General features: G+C 67.4%; 21 protein-coding genes. 9 read left to right on the top strand and 12 right to left on the bottom strand.

The window, feature by feature from the left end:
• The first annotated feature begins 103 nt into the window (after positions 1–103).
• Positions 104–1,567, top strand: coding sequence for a xylulokinase (xylB, locus tag U1R88_RS13125; RefSeq protein ID WP_322431618.1), 1,464 nt, complete (start codon positions 104–106; stop codon positions 1,565–1,567).
• A gap of 111 nt (positions 1,568–1,678) precedes the next feature.
• Here xylB and U1R88_RS13120 read toward each other — a convergent pair whose 3' ends face one another.
• The 5 genes from U1R88_RS13120 to U1R88_RS13100 all read right to left on the bottom strand — a co-directional run bounded on the left by U1R88_RS13120 (position 1,679) and on the right by U1R88_RS13100 (position 7,702).
• Positions 1,679–3,250: a Na+/H+ antiporter gene (locus tag U1R88_RS13120; RefSeq protein ID WP_322431617.1), complete on the bottom strand. Its 1,572-nt coding sequence runs from the start codon at positions 3,248–3,250 to the stop codon at positions 1,679–1,681.
• 159 nt (positions 3,251–3,409) lie between these two features.
• Positions 3,410–3,856 carry a DsrE family protein gene (locus U1R88_RS13115; protein WP_322431616.1) on the bottom strand — a complete coding sequence of 149 codons (447 nt, stop codon included), beginning with the start codon at positions 3,854–3,856 and terminating at the stop codon, positions 3,410–3,412.
• 112 nt (positions 3,857–3,968) lie between these two features.
• Positions 3,969–4,598 carry a hypothetical protein gene (locus U1R88_RS13110; RefSeq protein WP_322431615.1) on the bottom strand — a complete coding sequence of 210 codons (630 nt, stop codon included), beginning with the start codon at positions 4,596–4,598 and terminating at the stop codon, positions 3,969–3,971.
• Positions 4,599–4,713: 115 nt separating this feature from the next.
• Positions 4,714–6,363, bottom strand: a complete 1,650-nt coding sequence (locus U1R88_RS13105) for a heme biosynthesis protein HemY (RefSeq protein ID WP_322431614.1) — start codon at positions 6,361–6,363, stop codon at positions 4,714–4,716.
• Positions 6,364–6,370: 7 nt separating this feature from the next.
• Positions 6,371–7,702: a COG4223 family protein gene (locus U1R88_RS13100; protein WP_322431613.1), complete on the bottom strand. Its 1,332-nt coding sequence runs from the start codon at positions 7,700–7,702 to the stop codon at positions 6,371–6,373.
• 328 nt (positions 7,703–8,030) lie between these two features.
• Here U1R88_RS13100 and U1R88_RS13095 point away from each other — a divergent pair, with 328 nt between their 5' ends.
• A complete protein-coding gene (locus U1R88_RS13095) occupies positions 8,031–9,473 on the top strand; it encodes an amidohydrolase (protein ID WP_322431612.1) in 1,443 nt (480 codons plus the stop codon).
• 36 nt (positions 9,474–9,509) lie between these two features.
• Here the strand turns inward: U1R88_RS13095 and U1R88_RS13090 are convergent, their stop codons facing one another.
• The 3 genes from U1R88_RS13090 to U1R88_RS13080 all read right to left on the bottom strand — a co-directional run bounded on the left by U1R88_RS13090 (position 9,510) and on the right by U1R88_RS13080 (position 11,599).
• Positions 9,510–10,211: a uroporphyrinogen-III synthase gene (locus tag U1R88_RS13090; protein ID WP_322431611.1), complete on the bottom strand. Its 702-nt coding sequence runs from the start codon at positions 10,209–10,211 to the stop codon at positions 9,510–9,512.
• A gap of 64 nt (positions 10,212–10,275) precedes the next feature.
• Positions 10,276–11,199 carry a hydroxymethylbilane synthase gene (gene hemC / locus U1R88_RS13085; RefSeq protein ID WP_322431935.1) on the bottom strand — a complete coding sequence of 308 codons (924 nt, stop codon included), beginning with the start codon at positions 11,197–11,199 and terminating at the stop codon, positions 10,276–10,278.
• Positions 11,200–11,362: 163 nt separating this feature from the next.
• The gene (locus U1R88_RS13080) at positions 11,363–11,599 is read right to left on the bottom strand and encodes a hypothetical protein (protein WP_322431610.1); all 237 of its coding nucleotides are present in this window, start codon (positions 11,597–11,599) and stop codon (positions 11,363–11,365) included.
• Between the two features lie 457 nt (positions 11,600–12,056).
• Between U1R88_RS13080 and U1R88_RS13075 the strand changes: the two genes are divergently transcribed.
• The 3 genes from U1R88_RS13075 to galE all read left to right on the top strand — a co-directional run bounded on the left by U1R88_RS13075 (position 12,057) and on the right by galE (position 15,499).
• The gene (locus U1R88_RS13075) at positions 12,057–12,998 is read left to right on the top strand and encodes an alpha/beta fold hydrolase (RefSeq protein WP_322431609.1); all 942 of its coding nucleotides are present in this window, start codon (positions 12,057–12,059) and stop codon (positions 12,996–12,998) included.
• Between the two features lie 86 nt (positions 12,999–13,084).
• Positions 13,085–14,215 (top strand): serine hydrolase domain-containing protein, encoded by a 1,131-nt coding sequence (locus tag U1R88_RS13070; protein ID WP_322431608.1) that lies wholly within the window; start codon positions 13,085–13,087, stop codon positions 14,213–14,215.
• A 303-nt stretch (positions 14,216–14,518) separates the two neighbouring features.
• Complete coding sequence (galE, locus tag U1R88_RS13065) at positions 14,519–15,499, top strand: UDP-glucose 4-epimerase GalE (protein WP_322431607.1); 981 nt, start codon at positions 14,519–14,521, stop codon at positions 15,497–15,499.
• Positions 15,500–15,540: 41 nt separating this feature from the next.
• Here galE and U1R88_RS13060 read toward each other — a convergent pair whose 3' ends face one another.
• The gene (locus tag U1R88_RS13060; RefSeq protein ID WP_322431606.1) at positions 15,541–16,527 is read right to left on the bottom strand and encodes a 3'-5' exonuclease; all 987 of its coding nucleotides are present in this window, start codon (positions 16,525–16,527) and stop codon (positions 15,541–15,543) included.
• A 117-nt stretch (positions 16,528–16,644) separates the two neighbouring features.
• Entirely contained in the window at positions 16,645–17,622 is a 978-nt protein-coding gene (locus U1R88_RS13055; RefSeq protein ID WP_322431605.1) for a GlxA family transcriptional regulator, read from the bottom strand.
• A gap of 141 nt (positions 17,623–17,763) precedes the next feature.
• Between U1R88_RS13055 and U1R88_RS13050 the strand changes: the two genes are divergently transcribed.
• The 4 genes from U1R88_RS13050 (at position 17,764) to U1R88_RS13035 (ending at position 21,126) form a co-directional block, all read left to right on the top strand.
• A complete protein-coding gene (locus U1R88_RS13050; protein ID WP_322431604.1) occupies positions 17,764–18,402 on the top strand; it encodes an HD domain-containing protein in 639 nt (212 codons plus the stop codon).
• Positions 18,403–18,602: 200 nt separating this feature from the next.
• The gene (tsaD, locus tag U1R88_RS13045; protein ID WP_322431934.1) at positions 18,603–19,697 is read left to right on the top strand and encodes a tRNA (adenosine(37)-N6)-threonylcarbamoyltransferase complex transferase subunit TsaD; all 1,095 of its coding nucleotides are present in this window, start codon (positions 18,603–18,605) and stop codon (positions 19,695–19,697) included.
• Positions 19,694–20,704 carry an NAD(P)H-dependent glycerol-3-phosphate dehydrogenase gene (locus tag U1R88_RS13040; protein ID WP_322431603.1) on the top strand — a complete coding sequence of 337 codons (1,011 nt, stop codon included), beginning with the start codon at positions 19,694–19,696 and terminating at the stop codon, positions 20,702–20,704. The genes tsaD and U1R88_RS13040 overlap by 4 nt, the downstream gene beginning before the upstream one ends.
• A gap of 71 nt (positions 20,705–20,775) precedes the next feature.
• The gene (locus U1R88_RS13035; RefSeq protein ID WP_068292912.1) at positions 20,776–21,126 is read left to right on the top strand and encodes a RidA family protein; all 351 of its coding nucleotides are present in this window, start codon (positions 20,776–20,778) and stop codon (positions 21,124–21,126) included.
• Between the two features lie 162 nt (positions 21,127–21,288).
• Here U1R88_RS13035 and U1R88_RS13030 read toward each other — a convergent pair whose 3' ends face one another.
• On the bottom strand, positions 21,289–22,254 hold the full coding sequence (locus tag U1R88_RS13030) for a tyrosine recombinase XerC (protein WP_322431602.1): 966 nt from the start codon (positions 22,252–22,254) through the stop codon (positions 21,289–21,291).
• A gap of 53 nt (positions 22,255–22,307) precedes the next feature.
• Positions 22,308–23,594, bottom strand: coding sequence for a multidrug effflux MFS transporter (locus U1R88_RS13025; RefSeq protein ID WP_322431601.1), 1,287 nt, complete (start codon positions 23,592–23,594; stop codon positions 22,308–22,310).
• Between the last annotated feature and the right edge of the window lie 143 nt (positions 23,595–23,737).

Raw genomic sequence — 23,737 nt, 5'->3', positions numbered from 1 at the left:
CGGGGCAGCGCCCCAATCTTCCCCCTTGCATCGCCGGCGCGATCCGGGCAAAGGCGCAAGCGACCCTTTGTTTCGGCGCCGCTTGCGGCACCACCAGATTGAGATGATCGCCATGCTCTATCTCGGCCTCGATATCGGAACCTCGGCCGTCAAGGCCGTCATCGTCGACGAATGCGAGACCGTGCTGGCCGAGAGCGAGCAGCCACTCTCCCTGTCGCGGCCCGGGCCAGGCCTCAGCGAGCAGAACGCCGATGACTGGATCGCCGCGATCGAAGCCATCCTGACGCGCTGGCGGGTCGAACAGCCCGCTCTGCTGGCCGGCGTGGAGGGTATTGGCCTGTCCGGCCAGATGCATGGCTCCGTCTGCCTCGATGCCGAGGACCGGCCGCTCGGCCCGGTGATGCTGTGGAACGACGGCCGCGCCGCGGCAGAGGCCGCCGAGCTCAACCGCGAGCATCCCGAACTCGCCTGGCAACTCGGCGTACCGGCCGCCCCCGGCTTCACCGCACCCAAATTGCTGTGGCTCGCCCGCCACCAGCCGGCGCCGCGCGCCCGTCTGAAGCGGGTGCTGCTGCCCAAGGATTTCGTGCGCCTGTGGCTGACCGGCGAGCATGTCAGCGAAATGTCGGACGCGGCGGGAAGCTGGTGGCTCGACCAGGCCAGGCGCGATTGGTCCGATGCGGCCCTGGCGGCGACCGGCGTCGAGCGCAGCCAGGTGCCGCGCCTGATCGAGGGGACGGAAGTCTCCGGTCAGTTGCGCCCGGGACTCGCCGCCCGTCTCGGCTTCAAGCCCGGCATCCCGGTGGCCGGCGGCGCGGGGGATGCGATGGCGGGAGCGATCGGCATCGGCACCATTGCCGATGGCGCCTTCCTTTCCATCGGCACTTCCGGCCAATTCTTCGTGCCCGGCACCGCCTATCGGCCTTTGCCCGACAAGTTCCTGCACACATTCTGCCATGCCGTGCCTGGTCATTGGGTGCAGATGGCCGCCCTGCTCAACGGCGCCTCCTGCCTCGCCTGGGCCGCGGGGCTGGTGGGCGAGCCGATCGAGAAGCTGCTGGCCGATGTCGCCGCCCAGCCTTCCGGCCCGGGCCGGGTGTTGTTCCTGCCCTATCTGGCCGGCGAGCGCACGCCGCACAACGATCCGGAGGCGACCGGCCTGTTCACGGGCATGACCGGCGGCACAGGCAAGGCCGACCTGATCCGCGCCGTGCTGGAGGGCGTCGCCTATTCCTTCGCCGATGCGGCGGCCTGCCTCGCCGAAGCCGGCACGGAGCTGAGCGAAGCGGCCGTGATCGGCGGCGGCGCCCGCAGCGCCCTGTGGGTGCAGATTCTCGCCGATGTGCTCGGCCTCAGGCTGAAGCGCTATCGCGGCGGCGAAAAGGGGCCGGCCTTCGGCGCCGCCCGGCTGGCACGGGCCGCCTCCAGCGGCGAGCCGATCGCCGCCATCGCGACCAAGCCCCCGATCCTGGACGTCGCCGAGCCGCGCCTCGAACTGACGCAGGCCTATGCCGAAAAGGTCGCCGCCTTCCGCCGGCTCTATCAGGCGACGAAGGCGGCGCGTTGAGGGGGTGCCCAAAAATCGCGGTGACGGCGTTGTACCAGGGATCTCGATGTTTGACCCGTGCGGTGCCTGATCGGTCAAGCGTCAATACCGTTGGTATGATGTGCGGGAAGCTCAGTTCGTCCTTGCCGCCCCCGCACTGAGGTCGGCCCAGTCGAATTCTTCCTCCAGGACGTAATAGGCGTCGTCGCCGATCGCCCCTTCGCGGCGCAGCTCGTTTGTCTTGAGCCGGGCGGCGGCGATCGCCCGCCGCCTGAGCGGATTGCCGGGCAGATCCCCGATCTCGCCCTGCAGCGGGCTCGCCTCGCTGAGCTCCACCACCGCCCCATATTCCTTGCACAGCAGCTTGGCATGCTTGGAGTCGTCGTCCTTGATCGCATCGATCGCGGCGCGATAGGCCTCGGTTCGGGCCCATTTGACCTCTTGGCCGACGGGATCGCCATCGCGCAGATTCATCCAGCGGATCAGCGGCTTGAGCGTCAGACCCTGCAGGACGAGCGTGCCGAACACCACGCAGAAGGCGGTGAACAGGATGAGGTCGCGATAGGGAAATGGCGTGCCGTCCGCCAGGTGCTCCGGCAGGGCGAAGGCGGCGGCGAGGGTGACGATGCCGCGCATGCCGGCCCAGGAGATGACGATGCCGCCGCGCGCCGTCGGCCGTGCCATCGGCCGCGGCGGGTGGAAACCATAGCGGGAAATCTTGAAACGGACGGCAGTGTTGTAGGTCATCACCCAGAGGAAGCGCACCACGATGACCGTGACCAGCACGGCCAGGGCAACGGCGCAATATTGCAGGCGCAGCCCCATGTCGAGCCGCTCCCAGATCGGGCGCAATTGCAGGCCGATCAGCACGAAGGCGAAGGCGTTCAGCATGAACACCACCGTCTCCCATACCGCGTAGACGGGCACGCGCAGCCGCGCCGGCATGGGGGCATCGCGCCGCCGGGCGATGGTCATGGCGTAGCAGACGATGGTGAGGATGCCGGACAACCCCACCGCTTCCGCCAGCATCCAGACGCCAAAAGTGGTGGCGAACTGCACGATCAGGGCGGTCGGCGCATCGTCGAACCGCCCGATCACATAGGGAAAGGCCAGCCCCATGGCGATGCCCGCGGCGACCGAGCCGAACACCGTGACGAAGAAGGCCGGGCCGATGCCGCCGAGCGAGAAGCCGCCGGAGACCATAGCGATCACGGCGAGGCGATAGATCAGGAGGGCGCTGGCATCGTTGAGCAGGCTCTCGCCCTCGATGATCTTGGTCAGGCGATGCGGCAGCTTGACTTGTCGGACGATCGCCGTGGCGGCGGCCGCATCCGGCGGGGCCACGATGGCACCGAGTGCGATCGCCGCCGCCCAGGGCATGCCGGGCACCAGCCAGCGTACGAGCAGGGCGACGGCGACCGTGGTGACACCGACGGCGACGATCACCAGATTGGCGACCGGCACCCAGTTGTCGCGCAGGTCCCGCAGCGAGGTGTCATAGGCAGCGTCCAGCAGCACGGGCGCGACGAACAGGGTAAGGGCCAGATGCGGATCCAGCGTCCATTCCGGGCTGTTGGGCACGAAAGCGAGGCAGGCACCGCCAATGGCGAGGAAGGTCGGATAGGGGGCGCCGAGGCGCCGGGCGAGGGTCGACAGCAGGGCCGCGCCCAGCAACAGCAGAATGATCCACTCGAAGGTTTCCATCGCGGCCTCGACATCGTCTCCCGGTTGCATCCGGCAGTTTGCCGAAAGCGTCAAGAGGACATGCGTCAGCTTGTGGCTGGTCAGAGAGGATGGGGTGACGACGCCCAGGCATCTGCCGCATGGCAAGGACACAAGGCGGTCTGGGATCAGCCGCCGCGACTATGGCCGCAAATAGAGCCAGCCCTCGCCTTGGAGTTCGGCCAGCAGCACCACCCCGCCCTTCTCCGCCACCGCGAAACCGGGCAGCAGGTCGGGAAGGCCGAGCTTCATGCCGTCCATCGTGTGCCGGCAGGCATGGAACGCAACGCCCTCCTGCACGAGCCGGCCGAAACGTGCCTTGAAATCCCCGTTGCCGCCATCGGCCCGAAAGGCACGCAGGGCCGGGCCATGCACCACCACGGCCAGTTTCACGCCATCGGGACCGCCCATGCCGTCGACATGGTTGCGCAGATTGCCGAGCACGAAGCCGGCCTTCTCCAGATCGGCGAGATGATAGGCGATGCGCGGCACCGGCTTGGCCTCTGCTGCAAGCGAACCGCCGGCGCCGGCAACCAGAATGGCCGGGCCGCTTGCCAGCATGGCCCTCATGGCGGTTCTGCGGTCCATCGAGGCCTCCTGCGAAGCGCGGACTTCCAGTCCGCTCTCCCTTTCCTCAACAACTGTGTTTGGGGCAAGGATAGGCGGACAGGATGTCCGCGCTCCCTTTCGTCGAAGCGGCTCACTGGCCCCGGCGCAACATCGCCTTCTCGTCTTCGTCGCCGACCAGCGACAGGCAGTCGGTCAGCGCGGTGCGATCGAGGCGGAACAACTTGTCATCGGCGCCGAAGCGCTTGCGCTCGTCGCTGTCCTCGCTGTCGCTGCCGGCCTTCCAGATGCGCGCGCCGTCGGGAATGGCGACGAGGACGGATTTGTCGTTCTTGAGCCGCACGTCGATGGCGCCGCCGTCGCAATCGACGCTGCAATGGGCCACATTCGCCTTGGCCGCCGGCGACGTGGCGGAGCCGATCGCGCCACAGCCTCCGAACGTCTCGAAATGCGTGCCGGCCTTGCGGAAGGTGACGCCCAGCCCGAGCGTATAGCCGGGATCTCCCCCCTCTTCCGCCGATCCGGTGACCAGCAGCGTCATGGTTCGCACGTTCTGCTGGGGATGGCTGCCCAGATGCGGCGCGTCATAGGCCCGCCGGTAGCAGGCATGGATCCTGTCCTTGCCGATGACGCGGCCGAAAACCTGGCGCTGGAAGGTTTCGTCGGGCGCCGAGCCGGCCGACAGGGCGGGAGACACCATACCCGCCATCAGGGCGAGGGCCACCGGTGCCGACAGAACACGCGTCGGGAAATGACCTCTCATGCGACCCTCCGAACGACGATGCGCAGTTCGGGATACTCTACGAGATTGCGGGCGCGCTGTCCGTGCGCCCGCGCATTGCACTGCCCCATTTCAAAGATGCCGATAGTTCCCGCTATCAACCGTTGATCGGGAAACGCACCACCCGGCTCGGCTCTTCCTCCCCCGTGCCCGGATCGTCCGGCACCGGATGGGACGGCACCACGGGCATGGGCGGCGGCGGACGGCGCGGCGGCGGCTTCAGCGGTTCGGGCTTGGCAGGCTCGGGCGCCAGGACTTCGATCTTGGCAGGCTCGATCTTCGCCGGTTCGACCTTGGCGGGCTCGACGGGTGCCGGCGGCACTTCGGCGGCCGGTTCCACCAGCCTCTCCACCACCGGCGGCGCCGGCTCGACCGGCTTGGCACGTGCCTCGACCAGCTTGGGCTGCTCGGGTTCGTCGACATCGGCCAGAACGTCGTCGGCATAGGAGACCACCGGTGCGCCCAGGCGTTCGACCGGCGTCTTCCACTCGAAGGCATCGATCCGGCCGGTGACGGGCGAGACCGGCAGCCAGACGTCCGAGACCATGCCATCAGCGGTCCAGACCGGATCGCGCGGGGCTCGTACGGCCCGCGACAGCCACTCGCGCACCTTGCCGGTGGCGCCGTGTTCGGCTTCCTCGATGTCGGCCATCAACAGGCAGACGCGCTCGGTGGCGCCCGATGCCAGCAGGGGCGCCAGCGCCGAGCGGGCAACCGCGAAATCGCGGGCGGACAGGGCGGCCCGGGCCAATGCAATCGCCGCCTCCGGATTGCCGGCCATCTGGGCGGCGAGGGTCTGGACGCGGGCATAGCGATCGCGGGCGGAATCGCCGAGCCGGACATTGGTATAGGCTTCGGCGATGTCGGGATGTGGGGACAGGCGCCAGGCTGTCTCCAGTACCTTGGAAGCCTTGCGGATATCGTTGCCCTCCGAGAGCAGCTTGGCTGCCAGCACGGCGGCAGGCACCAGGCCCGGCGCCAGCTTGAGAGCCTCGAGCACGCTGGCCTTGGCGCCGGCGCGGTCGCGCTCGGCCTGCTCGATTGCCTGGGCGGTGAGCAGCACGGCGCGGTGACGCTTGGCCGTCTCCTTGTCGACCAGGCGATGATTGGCGTTGCGGGCCAGGGTCGAGAGCGCGCCGCTCCAATCCTTCTCGATCGACTGGAATTCGAGCAGGGCCGTACCGGCCCAGGGCAGGGTCGGCGAGGTCTTCACCGCCTCGGCGGCGAGCTGGCGGGCGGCATGGGCATCGCCGCGGCGCCGGGCCTCGACGAACAGGCCGCGCAGGCCGAGCGGCTTGGTCTCCGCTTCCGAGAGCATGGCCCGGAAGGCGGCCTCGGCCCCGGCGCGATCGCCTGAAAGCTGCGAGGCCTGCGCCCGCAGGAGCAGGGCCAGCGGCTCGGAACCGAGGATACGCTCGGCATCGGAGGCCTGGCGCTGGGCGCGGCGGACATCGCCGGAACCAACGGCGATCATGCCCTGCGTCACCGCATTGAAGCCCTTGGAGCGGCGGCGTGTGCGGAAGAAGCCGGCGACATTGGCAGGCGAACGCAGAAGCCAGCGCAGGAAACCGATAACGGCCATCAGGACGCCGACCAGCACCAGCACGGCGACGGCGGCCCAGACCAGCTTCACCTTGTAGGTTGTCAGCCCGACGGTCAGGGCGACCTCGCCCGGCCGGCCGGCCAGCAGATAGAGCCCGTAGGCCGCGAGAGCGAGAACGAGAACGGTAACGAGAGCCCGGATCATCGACGCCTCACGGTTGAGAGAATTTCTGCAGGGCGGCGCCGGTCTGCGCCTTGATCAAGGCCAGGGCTTCGGCGGCTCCCGTGGCCTGGGTGAGCCAGGCGGCGCCGGCCTGCTGGCCCGCCTCCGGCATCGCCTTGAAGGCCGCGATGGCCCCCGTCAGGTCGCCGTTGTGCAAGGCCTTCGAGACCTTTTCGGCCGAGGCGACCGGATCGCCGTCCCCGCCCTCGCCTTCGCGCGTAACCGTGACGATGTTGCCGAGGCTGGCGGTGATACGATCCATCACGCCCGCATCGGACGACAGGGGCTCGGGCTTGGGCGTGAGCGCGGCCTCGATCTTCGGCTTCAGCGCGTCATAGCTGGTGGCCAGGGCCTCGACCGACGGCACACCCGCCGCGGCGAGGCTCGCCAGCGGCGCCAGGGCCCCGGCATCACCACCGAGACCGGTGGCCGTCTGCAATTCGGTGGCGAAGGGCTTGCCGCTGCGGATGGCTTCGCTGAGCTGGCCGAGCGCGACGGCATAGGCGGCCGCCTTGTCCGGGGTCGCGCTCACCGTCTGCTTGACCTGCGCGACCTCCTGCGAGAGGCCGCTGGCGGCAGTGCCGACCTGGCGCAGGCCGTCGCCGAGCGTGGCAAGCTCGCCTTCGGCCTTGGCGAGGCGCTCGGTCAGGCCGGAAATGTCGGGACCGGCCGAAGGAGCTGCCGGTGCCGACGAGCCGGCGGCGCTCGCAGCCTTCTGGGCTTCGCCTGCGAGAGTGAGGGCATTGTTCGCTGCTTCCTGTGTCGTCTTGACGCCGGTTTCGAGGGCCGTGAGGCGGTCGAGGACCCCATCCGTGGTCTTCTTGGCGCTGGCGGCTTCCTGCTCGGCCATCGCGAGCCGGGAAGCCAGCCCGTCATCGCCGCCGCCCTTGCCGAGCGGGACGAGGCCAAGGGCGCCAGCCAGCAGCACCAGCACGCCACCGGCGATGCCGCCGGCCAGCGCCGCAGCGAGGGTCGACAAGCCCGACCGGGGCGGCGGGGGAGGAGGTGGAGGCGTGAATTCGGGATCGGGGCGGGGCGGAGGAGCGGAAGCCTCCGGTTCGGCGACTGCCTCGGTGCGCGGCGTATCGCCGCTGACCTTTTCGCCATCGGCCGATGACTGCGCCCAGATGGACTGGTTCGCCGTCTCCCCGGCCTCCGCCGCGGCGGCGGGAGCTGTGTCCTCGATCTTCGGCGTCTCGCCGGTGGCGGGCTGTGCCTCGGCGACAGATTCGGGGCTGGAGGCGGATGCTTCCTCGCCGGTGGCCTGCGTCGGCGGCGCTGTCGACGCTGCGGGCGATTCGACGACTTCCGTGGCGTTCAAATCCAACGTCGCGGGACCGAGGCCTGCGCTTTTCTGCTTTTTTGGCCTGCCTTGCGTGCTGTCTTCCCGTGCCATGCGACCCCCATGGAGACCCCCAACAGGCCCAGCCTATAGCATGAAAACCCGACAAGCCAATTTGCCCGAACCGAAGTGCGCTGGACAGCGACCGGCGTAGGGAGCGAACGCCAAACGCCTTCTCCTCGGCCAAAATCGCTCATGTCAAAACCCTATCCATGGCCCATGACAGCCTCTAGCCTGCGGCAGCCGGAATCGCGGCCATCGAAGACAATTGGCGGCTCAACCGCCTCGACAGGGAAGAAGCGCAGAGATGACGCAGAATGACCGTCTGACGCTCCAGCACATCATCGAGCGTGTCGACGCCAAGGCGCAATCCTTCTGCGCCTTGAGCGACCGCATCTGGCATATGCCCGAGCTTGCTTTCGAGGAGCATCGGTCCTGCGCGGAGCATGTCGCCGCCCTGGCGGCCGAGGGCTTCCGCATCACGCGCAAGGTGGGCGGCATCGAGACCGCCTTCATGGCCGAATATGGCGAAGGCGGGCCGGTGCTGGCCTTTCTGGGCGAATATGATGCCCTGCCTGATCTCTCGCAGGCCAAGGGCATCGAGAAGGCCGAGCCGCTGCAGCGCGGTGGCCCCGGCCATGGCTGCGGCCACAATCTCCTCGGCGCCGGCGCGGCCCTGGCCGCGGTGGCCTTGAAGGACGCACTGGCCGCGGCAGGCATCGAGGGCCGCGTGCGCTATTATGGCTGCCCGGCCGAGGAGAGCGGCTCGGGCAAGAGCTTCATGGCACGAGCCGGCGTGTTCGACGATGTCGACGTCGCCTTCTGCTGGCACCCGAATGTCGTCAACGAGGTGGTGGCCGCTTCCAGCCTCGCCTTCATCCAATGCTATTTCCGCTTCGCCGGCCGCGCCTCGCATGCGGCGGCCAGCCCCCATCTCGGCCGCTCGGCGCTGGACGCGGTGGAACTGATGAACATCGCCGTCAACTATATGCGCGAGCATATGCCGGCAGAGGCGCGCATCCATTACGCCGTCACCAACAGCGGCGGCATCGCGCCCAATGTCGTGCAGGCCAATGCCGAAGTGCTCTATCTGGTGCGCTCTCCCGATATCGCCGAGACCAAGCGCCTGTTCGAGCGCGTCAGGAAGGCGGCCGAGGGCGCCGCCCTGATGACGGAGACGCAAGCCAGTTACCAGGTGACCGATGCCGGGCTCAATCTCGTGCCCAACGAGACCCTGCTCGAAGCCATGCACGACAACATGGTTCGCATCGGCGCCCCGGCTTTCAACGGCGATGACCGCGACTTCGCCGACCGGCTGCGCCGGGCCAGCCTGTCGGACGAGGACATCGCCGCCAGCGTGGCCTCGCACGATCCCGCCCTGGCCGCCCACAGCCTGCACGAAGGCATCCTGCCCATGGCCAGGCATGCCAGCGTGCAGATGGGCAGCACGGATGTCGGCGATGTCAGCTGGATTGCGCCGACGGTACAGTGCCACACCGCCTGCTTTGCGATCGGCACTCCTTTCCACAGCTGGCAATTGGTGACGCAAGGCCTGGAGCCGGCGGCCCACAAGGGCATGGTCGCGGCCGCGAAGGCGCTTGCCAGCACGGCCGCCGACTGCTTGAGCAAGCCGGACCTGATCGCCAGGGCGAAGGCCGAACTCAAGCGGCGCACCGGTGGCCGGCCCTTCGAAAGCCCGATTCCGCCGGAAATCCTGCCCGAACACCTGCATTCGAGCCAGGGCCGCTGATCGCAGCTTGCGCCAACGCGCGAGCCGGGGAAGCGCTCAGATCAACGCCAGCAGCGCATCCTCCTCCGGGCGCGCCGGAAAGGCGACCTCGGCGGCACCGGTGGCCGATATCACTTCGGCCACCTTGCGCGACAGGCACAGATGCCGCACCGGCAGGCGCGCCACGGCCTCGGCGCCACCGGCGCAGGCGATGAAGGCCTCGGCCGTCCGCGCGGAGTAATGCAGCACGCCGTCGAGCTTGCCCTGGGCCAGCGCAGCCGCGATCTCGGGCCGGAATCGCGCCGCCTGGTGCGCTGTATAGACGACGGCGAGTTCGATGCGGTGCCCCATTCCCCCCAGGGCCCCGACGAGATCGGCGGTGCGGTCGGCCCCGGCCAAATAGAGAGCCCGGTGCGGTTCGCGCCAGGCCTGCCGGACATGGCAAATCAGGCTGGCGACATCGCGCCCGAAGGTCTCGACATCCTCAAAGCCCATGGCGCGGGCGACGGCCCCGGTACGGCGGCCGACCGCGATCAGCGGCGTGGCGGTCAGGCCATGGAACTCCGGCCTCTCGTAAAGGGCCGCCAGGGCGTTGCCGCTGGTGACGATGAGGGCATCGAAACGCCCGGCCGGCAGCGCATCGCCGCCGAACACGATCTCCAGCATCGGCTCGATCACCGGCTCATGGCCCAGAAGCGCAAGCGCCTGCGCCGTCTGCCTTGCCTCCTCGATCGGTCGGGTGACGAGTATGCGCGCCATGATCATCCCTCCGCCGAAAAGCCGCCGGTCGCGCGGTCTGCGCGGCAAGGAGGCATTCCGGCAATCAGCCGGCAAAGAATCCTTCGCCGCCCAATGCACGCAGCTCCTCGCCAGCCGAACGCCCCAGCGCTTCCGCATCGGCCACGCTACCGCTGCGCCGGGCCTCGTGCACTTGGCTGCCATCCGGCTTGAGGATGAGGCCGCGAAAGCGGATGGCATCCCCCTCCACCACCGCGTGGCCGGCGATCGGCGTGCGGCAGGAGCCGTCCAGCACGGCGAGGAAGGCCCGCTCCAGCGTCACGGCAAGGTGGGTGTCGCGGTGGTCGATACCGGCGACACGGCGAATGGTCTCGCCATCGTCAGCCCGGGTTTCCAGGCAGATCGCGCCCTGGCCGACGGCCGGCAGGAAATCTTCTTCCGACAGGATGGCGCTGGCATGGGCAATAAGGCCGAGCCGCTTCAGGCCGGCCACGGCCAGCAGCGTGGCATCGGCCTGCCCCTCGGCAAGCTTGCGCAGGCGCGTCTCGACATTGCCGCGGAACAGCACGGTCTGGAGGTCTGGCCTGAGATGCTTGACCTGAGCCTGGCGCCGCAGCGCCGCCGTGCCAACCACGGCGCCTTGTGGCAGCTCGGCAAAGGAGGTGATGCCGGGCGCGATCAGGGCATCGCGGACATCCTCACGCTCCAGGAAGCCCGCCAGCATGAGGCCATCGGGCAATATCGTCGGCATGTCCTTGGACGAGTGCACGCCGATATCGACCTCGCCGTCTTCCAGCGCCCGCTCGATCTCCTTGGTGAACAGCCCCTTGCCGCCCACTTCCGACAAAGGCCGGTCGCGGATCATGTCGCCGGAGGTCTTGATCACCCGGATCTCGATACGCTCGGGCGCGATCTCCAGGAGACCGGCCAGCAGGGCCTGCGTCTGCCGGGCCTGCGCCAATGCAAGCGGACTGCCTCGCGTGCCGAGGCGCAACAGAATGGACACGATCGATATTTTTCCCAAACAGCTCGCGGCTGCTTAGCGCCGGAGGTTGGGGGAGTCAAAGGCGACCTTATGGAGGAAGATCACAAAGCCTGCATGACGGTGGGCGTTATGCCCTGGACATCGCTCGGCGCGTCGACATCCGGAAGAAGCTGCAACGGTGATTCCGCTAGTGCCGTACCGGGGGACAGCCGCCGGTGGTGGCAAGCCAGAGGCCGAGTGCGGTGTGCAGGGCCTCGGCGGCTTCAGGCGAGAGGGGCACCTTCAGGACGGCGTCCCCGTCGAAATGGAACTCGGCGAGCACGAAACGACCGCTAGGGGGTGAGGCGAGGCGCAGCAGGCTGGTCAGCACCGGTGCTTCGATCGCTCCACTCTTGCCCTCGAGGTCATCGATATCATCCATCATGTCGACCTACCTTGTTCCCCGGCCCAGGCGCGTCCCGGCGGCACTGTCTGCGTTCGGCGTGAGATCAACGTGAAACACCGGCCTGCGTCAACGACCTGCATCACACGAATTTTGGTCTTGACCAAGCCGCTCGCCTTGCTTCGAGCCGGCTATTTCACTTAACCGGATCGGAAACAAAAAATTCAACAGAGCCATACAGTTAGCATCTTGTACGGATTTATAACACCGCTTGTCGCTCCTTCGATAGAGCAAAATCGCCACAGTCCGTCTCAAATCGACTCACTCCTTGATTCCTCCCCCGGCCGGCCAGCCGCTCCGCGTAAAAAATCATTCGTTCGATGTCGGCCAGACCCGCCTGCCGGCGTCCTCTGCCCGACACCCCACGAGCACAGAACGGCTCGCGCGGCGAAAAATCGGAAAACATCGACCCCATCCGTCGAGACAGGAGTGACGAACCATGCCGAAAGCCTCCATCCTGAAATCCCTGCTGGTTGCCCTCGTGGTCGGTGCCGGTAGCCTGGCCGCCACCGCGGGCGTCGTGGCGGCAACTGAGACGACGACCGAACAGGCACCGGTGAAGAGCGGCCATGTCGAGGCCGGCGGCGTGAACTATTACTACGAGATCCGCGGCAGCGGCGAACCGCTCCTCCTGCTGCATGGGGGCCTCGGCTCGATCGACATGTTCCAGCCCGTCATGCCGGTGTTCACAGCTCACCGCCAGATCATCGCCGTCGATCTCCAGGGCCATGGTCGCACGCCGCTCGGCACGCGCCCGATCGACCTCAAGGCCATGGGCGACGATATGGGCCAGATCCTCGCCAAGCTCGGCTATGGCCAGGTCGACGTGTTCGGGTACTCCATGGGCGGCGGCGTCGCCTTCCAGCTCGCAGCCCAGCATCCCGACAAGGTGCGCCGGCTCGTGCTGGTCTCGGCGGGCTTCGCCCAGGACGGCTTCTATCCCGAAATGCTGCCGATGCAGGCCCAGGTCGGCGCCGGCATGGCCGAGATGATGAAGGCCACGCCGATGTACCAGTCCTATGTCAAGGTCGCGCCCGATCCGGCCGAATTCCCGCGCCTGCTCGACGCCATGGGCGCGCTGATGCGCAAGCCATATGACTGGTCGTCCGACGTGCCGAAGCTGACCATGCCGGTGATGCTGATTTTTGGCGACAGCGACATGTACCGCCCCGAGCATGTGGTCAAGTTCTACCAGCTTCTCGGCGGCGGACTGCGCGATGCCGGCTGGCAGCGCGAGCACATGGCCAGGAACCGCCTCGCCATCCTGCCGGGCCTGACCCACTACGACATCTTCCTGTCGCCGCAGCTCACGGCTGCCGCCCTGCCCTTCCTCGATGGCAAGAGCGAGAACGCCAATTGGAGCGACCAGGCCGGCAAGTGACCGCCGCGGGGTGCCCCCGGAAAGGGGCTTGAAAGAAGCGGGTTTGTTGCCGATTGTCCGGCACCATCCCGCTTCGGAGCTTCCCCATGCACGGCCAGCCTTCCCCCGCCATCAGCCAAGCCCGTATGGAGCGCCTCGATGCCGTGATCGACGCCGCCATCGCCGAGGAACGCATCGTCGGCACCGTGGTGCTGGCGGCCGAGGCGGGCGAGATCGTCTATCGCCGTGCCGCTGGCCACGCCGATCGCGAAGCCGGCGTGCCGATGGCCGGGGACACCATCTTCCGCCTCGCCTCGGTGACCAAGCCGATGGTGGCCGCCGCCGCGCTGGCGCTGGTCGAGGCCGGGCAACTCAGCCTCGACGAGCCCGTGACCCATCACCTTCCGACGTTCCGCCCCAGGCTCCCCGATGGCAGGGAGCCGGTGATCACCGTGCGTCATCTCCTCAGCCATACGGCCGGCCTGAGCTATGACTACGGCGACGATGCCGACATCTCCAGCGGTCTCGACCGGCTCGGCCGCGGCATGGCGGAGAATCTCGACAAGATCGCGGCCCAACCATTGGCCTTCGCGCCCGGCAGCGCCTGGCGCTATTCGGTGGCGATCGACGTGCTGGGCGGGCTGATGGAGAAGGCCGCCGGCAAGAGCCTGCCCGAGATCGTGGCCGAACGCGTCACCGGGCCGCTCGGCATGGCCGACACCGAATTCGTGGCCAGCAAGCCCCACCGCCTGGCGACCGCCTATGCCGATGGCGTGCCTCGCCCGGTGCGCATGGGCGAGATCCAGCGTGTATGCCACAATGGCTGGTGGCTCACCTTCGCGCCGCAGCGGGCTTTCGACCCCACGTCCTTCCCCTCCGGCGGCGCCGGCATGGTGGGCACCGCCGGTGACTTCCTCACCTTTCTCGAAGCGGTCCGCAGCGGTGGGGCGCCGATTCTCTCCCCGGAAAGCCAGCGCCTCCTGAGCGAGGATGCGGTCGCCGATCTCGCCATCGAGGACCCCGGCTGCGGCTTCAGCCTCGGCTGGTCGATCCTGCGCGATCCCGCCCTTGCCGGCATGCCCGGCTCGCCCGGATGCTGGCAATGGGGCGGCGTCTATGGTCACAGCTGGTTCGTGGATCCCGCACGCAAGCTTTCGATGGTCATGTTCACCAACACGGCGGCCGCGGGTGTCGGCGGTGCCTATCCCGATGCCCTCCGTGCGGCCGTTTACGGCTAAAGGCGCCCTGCGATTCCATATTCCCCCGCGATCTGCAGGAAGACCCACCGCCCCGCTCGTTGGGAGGCCGGCCCCGTCGCCGCCACCGAAATGGGCGGGTGGCTCAATCTTTTGGGAGGGGGGCCGACGCGTGAGCCCCCTATCCTTTCGGTGCGGCAATACCGCTCATTCCCAGCTAGTCGCGCCCACAATCTGGGGTTACATCTTGGTTAACAGCAATGACGCACCTGACAGGCCAATCGTGGTGAGAAGTCCCGATACGCGGGACCGGGCCGATTGAGCCCTGCAAGTATGGGAACCAACATGACTCGTGTTCTGGTAACTGGTGGCGCCGGCTACATCGGCAGCCACGCCTGCAAGGCCCTGGCCCTGGCAGGTTATGACCCCGTCGTCGTCGACAATCTCTCTCTGGGCCATGCCGATGCGGTCAAATGGGGACCGCTGGAAGTCGGCGACATCCGCAACAGCGCCTTCCTCAACAAGGTGATCACCCACTACAAGCCCGAAGCGGTGATGCATTTCGCGGCCAGTTCCACGGTGGGCGAATCCGTCGCCGATCCCGCCAAATATTATTCCAACAATGTCATAGGCTCGCTGACCCTGCTCGAGGCCGTACGCCAGAACGAGATCGAGACCTTCATCCTGTCCTCGACCTGCGCGACCTATGGTATTCCCACCTGCCTGCCGATCCTGGAGAGCGCACCGCGCAATCCGATCAGCCCCTATGGCGCGACCAAGCTGGCGGTGGAGCATGCCCTGGCCGACTACGGCACCGCCTATGGCTTGAAATGGGCGGCGATGCGCTATTTCAATGCCGCCGGCGCCGATCTCGACGGCGAACTGGGCGAGCGCCATGAGCCGGAAACCCATGTCATCCCGCTCGCCATCCAGGCCGCCCTCAGCCATCGGCCCATCTTCAACGTGCTGGGCCGGGACTATCCCACGCCCGACGGTTCGGCCGTCCGCGACTATGTGCATGTCGCCGATATCGCCGATGCCCATGTGCGGGCCATCGACTATCTCAAGGCGGGCGGCGAAAGCTCCGCCTTCAATCTCGGCACCGGCATCGGCACCTCGGTGATCGAGATCCTCGAGGCTGTGCAGCGCTGCACCGGCCGCAAGCTCGACATCCGCTTCCAGCCGCGGCGGCCCGGCGACCCCGCCAGCCTCTACGCCGCCGCCACCAGGGCTGCCGAATTGCTGGGCTGGCATCCCCAGCACCGCGAGATCGATACCATCGTGGGAAGCGCCGTATCCTGGTTCCGGCACAATCTGGCGGCCTGAACGCTCCGAAGACAGGCAGCCGGAGGGGCAAGCCCACCCGGCTAGGCCTTGAACCGATCCGTCGCGGCCAGGCGCTGCGTCAGAGGCCTGGCCTCCGGCCATTGATAGATCTCGGCGCGGAGGAATTTCAGCTCCGCCTCCGCGTCCTCTTCGCCGACTTCGGTCCACCAGCTCTTGGGCTGGCCATTGCTGCCGTCGTTCCAGCGATAGCCGCGCGCCTTGAGCCGATCCTTCATGTCGAAGGGACTGTTGGTCGCCGAGATCCTGATCCGGGCCCGTTCCGATGCCTTCAGCAGTTCGGCGAAGGGGGCGGTCCTGCCCGGTCCGCTCGGCCGGACAAGCACCTCCAGCAGCGCATGGCAATCGTCGACCGCGCGATGCCCGTTGTGGAAATAGCCCGATTGTCCCAGGAGATAGCCGAGCTTGGTGCCCTCGAAGCCACGGTCGGACCAGGCGATCTCCACATTCGAGCATGCCCAGGGCTTGGGCGAGAACCCCGGCGCGAAGCGTTCGCAGAAGGGACGGTCGAACCGCGCATTATGCGCAATGACGAGGTCAGCGGGCTCGATGAAGGCCTCGACTTCGGCCAGCGAGATATGCTTGCCGGCCACCATGGCGTCGGTGATGCCGGTCAGCCTGGTGATCTCGGGCGGGATCGGTTCCCCCGGCTGGCGCAGGGCATTGAAGACGCCGACGACATCGCCGACCTGGCCGGCCGGATCATAGGTGACCGCCACCATGCCGAGCTCGATGATCTCGTTCTTCTCATGGTCGAGGCCGGTGGTCTCGGTATCGACGATGACTGCCAGGCGCGGAAACCGGCTCTTGTCCCGCGGGATGACGGAGCGCGGCTCCAGTTTGCGCAGGATGCGGTAGCGGCCGGTTGCCTCCAACATGCTGACCAGGGCAGCCTCATCGAGCGCCTCGTGCTGGCGGGCCGGTGCGGGAAGGGCACGCTTGGCCCGGGTGGCCGGTGGGCGCCTCTCCGGAAGCGCCTCGGTCCGAAACATGTCGAATTGTTCGCCCATGCTTCCCCCTTTCTCGCCGACTCAATGATCCGGCAGTGGTGAAACGTTTAGCGTTTCCGGCAGCAGCCAGGCAAACCCCGGCCGGCCGTTTTCCCCCGCCAAGGCCGAAGATGTCGATCAATCCTCCGGCGTGAAGCGCCTGCGATAATCGGCGGGCGTGATGCCGACATGCCGCATGAAGGCCCGGCGCAGCACGTCGGCATTGGCGAATCCACACGCCGCCGCCACCTGTTTGGGCGGGCTTTGACCTGTCTCCAGCAGGCGCCGGGCCGCGGAGATGCGCGCCGCCTCAACCCAACTTGCCGGCGTCACGCCGACCTCCATGGCGAAGACCCGGGCGAAATGACGTGGGCTCAGATTGAGGCGCCTGGCCATGCTGGCGACGCTGTGCCGCTCGGCAGGATTGGCGGCCACCCAGCGCTGGAGCTCCTGCAGCGCCGAGCGTCCTGCGGGAAGGGTTTCCTCGCGGCGGCTGAACTGCATCTGGCCGCCGGGACGCTTGAAGAACATCACCAGTTGCGCGGCGACGCGCATGGCGATTTCCCGTCCCAGATCCTCCTCAACTAGCGCCAGTGCAAGGTCGAGCCCGGCCGTCACGCCGGCCGCGGTACGCAGCCGCCCGTCGCGGATATGGATGGCGTCGGGGTCCACGGCAATGTCGGGATAGGCCCGGGCCAGACGATCCGCCACGGCCCAATGGGTGGCGACCCGCCGGCCCGCCAGCAACCCGGCAGCGGCCAAGACGAAGGCTCCGGCGCAGACTGAACCATAGCGCCGCGTCGTGGCAGCCACCCGCTTCAGCCAGGCGAGCACGGCCGCATCGGGTTCGGTCACCGCTGCGTTGGGGCTGCCGGCAACGAGAAGCGTATCGACGGGCTCGCCGCTCTCCGCCCCGATCACGATGTCGGGCAGCAGGCGGGCGCCCGAGGAACTGCGGATCGCCTCCTCGCTTCGGGACGCGATAAGGAGGCGATAGACCTCCCGGCCAGCCTGCGTGTTGGCCTCGGCAAAGACGTCCATCGGCCCGGATACGTCGAGCAGTTGCACGCCCTGCAGGGCCAGTATCGCAATGGTCTTGGTCTCGTTCCCAGACATCAGCATTCCCGACATGGGCATTCCCGGCGTCAGCGTCCACTTGCAACCGGTTTTGGCAGAAATTGGCGTAATACACCGATTGAAGCCATACCTAGGACGAGCCTAGGCTCTGCGCCAATGAAATCCACTGGAGATATCGAAATGACCGCCATTTCAGGCATCGAAATCCCGGACAGTCGCCTGTGCCGGGACATCACTGCCTTCATCCGCGACACCGAAACCCCGCTCCTGTTCCACCATTCCAGCCGGGTCTTCTATTTCGGCGCCCTGGCCGGCAAGCGCCGTGGGCTGACCTTCGATCCCGAGTTCCTCTATGCCGGCGCCATGTTCCACGACATCGGGCTGATGCCTGGCCATAGCAGCGCGACCGAGCGTTTCGAGGTCGACGGCGCCAATGCCGCCCGCGACTTCCTGTCGAGCCGCGGCATCACGCCTGCCGACATCGACCTCGTCTGGGCAGCGATCGCACTGCACACCACGCCGGGCATTCCCGAGCACATGCACCCGGTCGTCGCCCTGGTGACGGCAGGCGTCGAGATGGACGTGCTCGGGCTGACCTATGACCAATATGGCGAGGCCGAACGCGAGGCCGTGGTCGGCGCCCATCCGCGCACGCCGCATTTCAAGGAGGACATCATCCAGGCCTTCTATGACGGCATCCGGCACAAGCCCCAGACCACCTTCGGCAACGTCAAGGCGGACGTGATCGCCGACAAGGAGCCTCATTTCCAGCGCGGCAATTTCTGCTCGATGATCCGCTGCTCGCACTGGCACGGCTGAAACGGGAGCCTCCCGTGCTCGGCGGGAATGGCCTCGCCCCTATCCCGGCGAGCGGATCGTGCTATAGGGTGTGCCATCAACTCCAAAAGCAAAGGCGCGTTTCGGCGCAAGCGTTTCTTTGCTGTGGTTCCCCTTGCAACGCGTCTTTGCGATTGTTGGTGATCCGTCCATCGCAAAGCGCCCAGGTACCCGCCCGCCCCATGCTCGTTCTCGGCATCGAAACCACCTGCGACGAAACCTCCGCCGCCATCGTCGCACGCAATCAGGACGGCGAGGGCGAGATCCTGTCCAATGTCGTGCTGTCGCAGATCGCCGAGCACGCCGCCTATGGCGGAGTGGTGCCGGAAATCGCCGCGCGCGCCCATGTCGAGGTGCTCGACCACATCATCGAGCAGGCGCTGGAAGAGGCCGATGTCCGCTTCGACAAGCTCGACGGCATCGCCGCGGCCGCGGGCCCCGGCCTGATCGGGGGGGTGATCGTCGGCCTCACCACCGCCAAGGCCCTGGCGCTTTCGCTCGGCAAGCCGCTGATCGCCGTCAACCATCTGGAGGCGCATGCGCTGACCCCGCGCCTCACCGACCAGGTCACTTTCCCTTATCTGCTGCTGCTGGCGTCCGGCGGGCACACCCAGCTTCTGGCCGTGCGCGGCCTCGGCGACTATGTCAGGCTTGGAACCACCATCGACGATGCCATTGGCGAGGCCTTCGACAAAACAGCCAAGATGCTGGGCCTGGGCTATCCCGGCGGCCCCGCCGTCGAGGCCCAGGCGATGAGCGGCGATGCCGCCCGCTTCGCCTTTCCCCGGCCGCTGCAGGGACGGCCGGATCCGAATTTCTCTCTGTCGGGACTGAAGACGGCCGTGAGGCTCGAAGCCGAAAGGCTGGCGCCGCTTGCCGCCAAGGATATCAGGGACCTCTGCGCCTCCTTCCAGGCAGCGGTGGTTGACATGGTGGTCGACCGCACGCGCGTCGGCCTCAGGCGCTTCCGCGAAACCGCCGGCCAATCCCCCAGCGCCCTGGTGATCGCGGGCGGCGTCGCTGCCAATCTCGCCATCCGGCGCGGCCTGCAGCGCCTCGGCGCGGAGACGGGCCTGCGCATCGTGATGCCGCCGGCTGCCCTGTGCACCGATAACGGCGCCATGATCGCCTGGGCTGGGGCCGAGCGTCTGGCCGCCGGCCTCACGGATGGCCTCGACGTGAGCCCGCGGGCCCGCTGGCCGCTCGACCCGAATGCACCGGGCGCGGGCAAGCAGGGCCTCGGCAAGGCCGGCGTCGGCAAGGGAGCGAAAGCTTGAGTGCGTCTGGCTTGAACGGCTCCGGGTTCAAAAGCATCGGGGTCATCGGCGCCGGCGCTTTCGGTGCTGCGCTTGCTTGCGCCACGGCCCGCGCCGGCCGTCATGTCAGCCTGTGGGGACGCGATGCCGCGGCCATGGCTGCACTGACGGAGACACGCCGGCTGCCGAAGCTCGACGGCCTTGCCCTACCCGAAGCCATCCACCCCACCGCCGATCTTGCCGAGGCCGCGAGCGCCGACGCCCTGATCCTGGCGGTTCCGACCCAGGCCCTGCGCGATGTCTGCGGGCGGCTGGCCGGCATGGTCTCGGCCAATACCCCGCTCATCCTGGCCGCCAAGGGCATCGAGCGCTCGAGTGGTGAGTTCGTCTCGCAGGTCGCCGCCGAGATCCTGCCGGGCTGCATTCCTGCCGTGCTCTCCGGACCGGGCTTCGCCGCCGACATCGCCAAGGCCTACCCAACGGCCCTGACGCTGGCCTGCGCGGATCGCCCGCTCGGCGAACGCCTGGTCAAGGCCATCGGCTCCCCGACCTTCCGTCTCTACCATACGGACGATCTGCGGGGTGTCGAGATCGGCGGAGCGGCTAAGAACGTGCTCGCCATCGCCGCCGGCATCGCCGCCGGCCGCGGCTTCGGCGAAAGCACGGTGGCGGCCCTCCTCGCCCGCAGCTTCGCCGAGCTCACCCGCTTCGGCCTTGCCTTCGGCGCCCGCCCGGAAACGCTGGCAGGCCTGTCGGGCCTCGGCGATCTCATCCTTACCGGCACCTCGTCTCGCTCCCGCAACCGGCGCTTCGGCGAGGAACTCGGCAAGGACATCGGCCTGGAAACGGCAATCGCCGATGTCGGCCTGGCCGAAGGCGTCTGGACCGCCCCGATCCTGGCGCGCATGGCAGCGGACAGACATGTCGACATGCCGATCGCCACCGCCGTCGCCGGTCTGGTGGCTGGCAAGGCCAGCGTCGACCAGGCCATCAAGCAATTGCTGTCGCGTCCCCCGCGCGCCGAGTAATCCACGGTCCCGAAGATGCCGACGCATCAGGGCCCCGGACAACGCCACCCCAACCAAACCTGGAGACTGACATGACCCTGAAGCGTATCGGCGCCGGCAACCGTATGAGCGATGCCGTCATCCACGGCGACAAGATCCACCTGTCCGGCTATGTCGCCGAGACCACGGTCGGCAAGTCGGTCAAGGAGCAGACCGCCGACATTCTCGCCCAGATCGATGAGACCCTGAAGCAGGCCGGCACCGACAAGACCAAGGTGATCAAGGCCAATATCTGGCTCACCGACATCGGCACCTGGGCCGAGATGAACGAGGCCTGGGACGCCTGGGTGGTCGCTGGCCAGGCCCCGGCCCGCGCCACGGTGGAAGCCAAGCTCGCCGGCCCCGGCCTCGACGTCGAGATCATGGTCGAAGCGGCGCTGTAAGCAGACTATTTCCGGGTGCGCGGGCATCCCGCCCGTTCTTGAAACCGACCTGATCAAGGACAGGAAGAACGGGCAGGATGCCCGTGCACCCGGAGCAGCTCAAGTTCGCGCTCCATAGCATTTTGCGATTTGGCGGAATCGCCAAGAATCGCAAAGACGCGTTCATGCCTGAACGCGCTTTGCTCTGGGATGCGCCGACTGGTAGACCCTCATCAATTCGGTCGCATCGACCTTGGTGTAGATCTGCGTGGTCGACAGGCTGGCATGGCCGAGCAGTTCCTGGATGGAACGCAGGTCCCCTCCGCGCCCGAGCAGATGGGTGGCGAAGGAATGCCGCAGCGCATGGGGCGTGGCGCTGTCCGGCAGACCGAGCGCACCGCGCAGATGCTGCATGGCATATTGGATGATGCGCGGCGACAACGGGCCGCCCCGCGCACCGACGAAGAGCGGATCGTCCGGCCCGCCGGGATAGGGCAGGATTTTCAGATAATCCTCCACCGCCCGCGCGACCGGCGCGATCACCGGCACCGAACGCATCTTGTTGCCCTTGCCCGTGACGGTGAGACTGTCTCGCCCGCTGACCGGCGCATCCTTGCGCGTAAGGCCAAGCGCTTCGGAAATGCGCAGGCCAGCCCCGTAGCACAGCGCCAGTACGGCGGCGTCGCGGGCCAGGATCCAGGGTTCGCGCGCCTCGCCCAGGCGGGTATCGGCGGAAGCCACCTTGCGGGCGACCTCCGGGGCGAGCGGCTTGGGCAGGCTCTGCGGCAGCTTGGGCCCGCGCACGGCCGACAGCGCCGCACTGGCACCATGGCCCTGACGTTCGAGGAAACGGGCGAAAGCGCGTGTCGCCGCGAGCGCCCGCATCAGCGAGCGGGGCTTCAGCCCATCGGCCCGGCGCGCAGCCAGGAAGGCCCTGACATCGCGGGGGGCAAGCGAGGCGATGTCATCCAATCCCGGCGGCTCACCGAAATGGCCGGTCAGGAAACGCAGGAAGGTGGTGACGTCGCGGTCATAGGCTTCCACCGTCTTGGGGCTCATGCGCCGCTCGACGGCGAGATAGGTAAGCCATTGCACCTTGGCGGCGGCAAGGTCGGAGGCAGCGACGAGGACGGGTGGAGAAGCGTTCATGCGGCCAGTGTAGCGTAAAAAGGTGAGCGGGAGGTTAGAGCCTCCCGCTTTCTTCACTCCGCCGCCACAATCGCTGGGGTCGCTGCCGGGTCGGGAACCGCCGCCTCGCGTTCGCTCGACCACACCAGCACGAGCATGCACAGGCTGGAAAGGCCGAGATAGCCGCAGGCAAGCGGGAAGATGGTGCCGTCATAGGCTTCGCCGATCACCGCGCCGATCACCGCGCCCATCAGCGTGGTGACGCAGCCGATGAAGGAGGAAGCGGTACCGGCGATATCGCCCACCGGTTCCATCGCCAGCGCGTTGAAATTCGGCATGGTCAGGCTGAGCAGGAAGTGCGCCACGCCCATGACGATGCCGAAATAGATCAGCGGCGGCCGGCCCTGGAACAGCACGGCCAGGCCGAGCAGCACCATCGCCATCAACCAGAAGCCGACCATGCCGAAACGCGACAGCCGGTGCATGCCGAGCCGCCTCACCAGACGCGAATTGGCGAAGGAGGCCAGGCCCATGCAGATGGCGATCAGCGCGAAGGCCAGCGGGAAGAGCGGGCCGAGCTTGTAGATGTCGGTCTCGAAGATCTGCTGGGACGAGCCGAGATAGGTCATCAGGCAGCCCATGGCGAGCCCCATCGCCAGCATGTTGGCGAAGGAGGCGCGCGTCGTCACCACCCGGCGCATGCCGCTGGCGACGGCGGGCAGCGACAGCGGCCGGCGATATTCGGGATGCAGTGTCTCAGGCATGCGCAGGCCGAACCAGAACACCACCACCAGCACCAGGCCCAGCATGCTCATGAAGATGGTGCGCCAGTCGCCCAGCATCAGGAAGGCGCTGCCCGTGGCCGGCGCGATCACCGGCACGATGATGAAGATCATCAAGGTGAGCGACATCACCCGTGCCATCTCGCGGCCCTCGTAGCGGTCACGTACGATGGCGATGGAGAGCACGCGTGCCGAGCCGGCGCCGAGGCCCTGGATGGCCCGGGCGGCCAGCAGCACCTCATAGCTGGGGGCGAAGATCGCCAGGAGCGTGCCGGCGGTATAGATGCCCAGGCCGATCATCAGCACCTTGCGGCGGCCGATGGAATCGGAAATCGGTCCCCAGGCCAACTGCATGATGGCAAAGCCCGCCATATAGGCGGTGATGATCAGTTGCATGCGGTTGGCATCGGCAATGCCGAATTCCGACCGCACGGCGGAGAAGGCTGGCAGGAGATTGTCGATGGAGAGGGAACTGAGCCCCATCATCAGGGCAATCACGAGAACGAACTCGGCAAAGGACGGCTGGGGCTCCCGCCGCACGGCAGGCTCCAGCGCCGCGCCGGCAACGGGACGGGGCATGGAAAACTCGGAAATGTGAAAATCTATAACCGGCGGGGCAATAAAGCGGCGCTCAGATGGTGGATCTGTAGCATATCAATCGTGACGAAAAGGTGATTTTTTCGCCACAGAGGGCAAATATTTCAAGCGAATTGACGAATTTC

Source organism: Labrys sedimenti, assembly GCF_034424805.1.
GTDB lineage: Bacteria > Pseudomonadota > Alphaproteobacteria > Rhizobiales > Labraceae > Labrys > Labrys sedimenti.
Note: the sequence above shows the minus strand (reverse complement) of the source record. Positions and strands in the feature narration are given on the sequence as shown.

Coding starts and splice junctions, on each gene's coding strand:
- xylB (WP_322431618.1), top strand. CDS start 104: ATGATCGCCATGCTCTATCTCGGCCTCGATATCGGAACCTCGGCCGTC.
- U1R88_RS13120 (WP_322431617.1), bottom strand. CDS start 3,250: ATGGAAACCTTCGAGTGGATCATTCTGCTGTTGCTGGGCGCGGCCCTG.
- U1R88_RS13115 (WP_322431616.1), bottom strand. CDS start 3,856: ATGGACCGCAGAACCGCCATGAGGGCCATGCTGGCAAGCGGCCCGGCC.
- U1R88_RS13110 (WP_322431615.1), bottom strand. CDS start 4,598: ATGAGAGGTCATTTCCCGACGCGTGTTCTGTCGGCACCGGTGGCCCTC.
- U1R88_RS13105 (WP_322431614.1), bottom strand. CDS start 6,363: ATGATCCGGGCTCTCGTTACCGTTCTCGTTCTCGCTCTCGCGGCCTAC.
- U1R88_RS13095 (WP_322431612.1), top strand. CDS start 8,031: ATGACGCAGAATGACCGTCTGACGCTCCAGCACATCATCGAGCGTGTC.
- U1R88_RS13090 (WP_322431611.1), bottom strand. CDS start 10,211: ATGGCGCGCATACTCGTCACCCGACCGATCGAGGAGGCAAGGCAGACG.
- U1R88_RS13080 (WP_322431610.1), bottom strand. CDS start 11,599: ATGATGGATGATATCGATGACCTCGAGGGCAAGAGTGGAGCGATCGAA.
- U1R88_RS13075 (WP_322431609.1), top strand. CDS start 12,057: ATGCCGAAAGCCTCCATCCTGAAATCCCTGCTGGTTGCCCTCGTGGTC.
- U1R88_RS13070 (WP_322431608.1), top strand. CDS start 13,085: ATGCACGGCCAGCCTTCCCCCGCCATCAGCCAAGCCCGTATGGAGCGC.
- galE (WP_322431607.1), top strand. CDS start 14,519: ATGACTCGTGTTCTGGTAACTGGTGGCGCCGGCTACATCGGCAGCCAC.
- U1R88_RS13060 (WP_322431606.1), bottom strand. CDS start 16,527: ATGGGCGAACAATTCGACATGTTTCGGACCGAGGCGCTTCCGGAGAGG.
- U1R88_RS13055 (WP_322431605.1), bottom strand. CDS start 17,622: ATGTCTGGGAACGAGACCAAGACCATTGCGATACTGGCCCTGCAGGGC.
- U1R88_RS13050 (WP_322431604.1), top strand. CDS start 17,764: ATGACCGCCATTTCAGGCATCGAAATCCCGGACAGTCGCCTGTGCCGG.
- tsaD (WP_322431934.1), top strand. CDS start 18,603: ATGCTCGTTCTCGGCATCGAAACCACCTGCGACGAAACCTCCGCCGCC.
- U1R88_RS13035 (WP_068292912.1), top strand. CDS start 20,776: ATGACCCTGAAGCGTATCGGCGCCGGCAACCGTATGAGCGATGCCGTC.
- U1R88_RS13030 (WP_322431602.1), bottom strand. CDS start 22,254: ATGAACGCTTCTCCACCCGTCCTCGTCGCTGCCTCCGACCTTGCCGCC.
- U1R88_RS13025 (WP_322431601.1), bottom strand. CDS start 23,594: ATGCCCCGTCCCGTTGCCGGCGCGGCGCTGGAGCCTGCCGTGCGGCGG.